Source organism: Bacillus sp. LR--39, assembly GCF_053613335.1.
In genome coordinates this window covers 1-683 of record NZ_JBSIOT010000950.1, presented here as the reverse complement: position 1 = coordinate 683, position 683 = coordinate 1, and the positions used below count along the sequence as shown (strand labels likewise).

Below are 683 nucleotides of genomic sequence, written 5' to 3'. Positions count from 1 at the left end.
AAACAGATGGTGTTCAATATGGCTCTCAATCTCTTCTATCATTGCCTCGTCTTCAGGAAGCCCTTTAAGCCCGCTTTTGATTTCGGATACATATGTTTCTTTATCCATTTTGTCCGCTCCACTTCAGTATTCGGTCCATCATGGCTGAAAATACGCTCCATTCCTTCGTGCGTTCCGCCAGCACTTCTTTGCCTTCGTCTGTAATCCTGTAATATTTGCGGTCCGGTCCTTTCTCCTGCTTCTCCCAGTAGGAAGAAATATATCCTTGGCGTTCAAGCTTGTGAAGAGAAGGATACAAGGTCCCTTCTTTCATCTGCAGTTCGTTTCCGCTGCGGCTTCCCATTTCTTTTACAAGCTCATAGCCGTACATCGGCCGCTCGTTCAGAAGCGTCAATACCAATATAACCGTGCTTCCCTTAACCAGCTCACGATTTAACATCTCAAAACCCCTACCTAGTTTTCTTATGTAGCATTTTACGAAAGCACCTTGAGATTGTCAAATGATTCCTATAGATCTTCTATATTGTGATACAGAGAAAATCTAACTATAATGAAAGACAAAACACGATGGAGGTTCAAGACATGTCTATGCATAAAGCACTCACCATTGCCGGCTCAGATTCCAGCGGCGGTGCTGGGATTCAAGCTGATTTAAAAACATTTCAAGAAAAAAACGTATACGG

At 43.0% G+C, this 683-nt stretch carries 2 protein-coding genes and 1 pseudogene; 1 reads left to right on the top strand and 2 read right to left on the bottom strand.

Going from position 1 to position 683, the window contains the following annotated elements; translation table 11 throughout:
* Positions 1 to 108, bottom strand: a pseudogene (locus ACWHAR_RS27690) (permease prefix domain 1-containing protein); the annotation flags it as partial.
* Entirely contained in the window at positions 101 to 439 is a 339-nt protein-coding gene (locus ACWHAR_RS27685; RefSeq protein WP_003227432.1) for a PadR family transcriptional regulator, read from the bottom strand. The gene ACWHAR_RS27685 and the pseudogene ACWHAR_RS27690, both read right to left, overlap by 8 nt.
* 143 nt (positions 440 to 582) lie before the next feature.
* On the opposite strand from ACWHAR_RS27685, the gene ACWHAR_RS27680 reads away from it, so the two are divergent.
* Positions 583 to 683 (top strand): bifunctional hydroxymethylpyrimidine kinase/phosphomethylpyrimidine kinase (locus tag ACWHAR_RS27680; RefSeq protein ID WP_452088516.1); only part of this gene is annotated, 101 nt, incomplete at its 3' end.

What these genes read in the sequence shown, in the direction of transcription:
- ACWHAR_RS27685 (WP_003227432.1), bottom strand. Translation starts at nt 439, where the DNA reads ATGTTAAATCGTGAGCTGGTTAAGGGAAGCACGGTTATATTGGTATTG.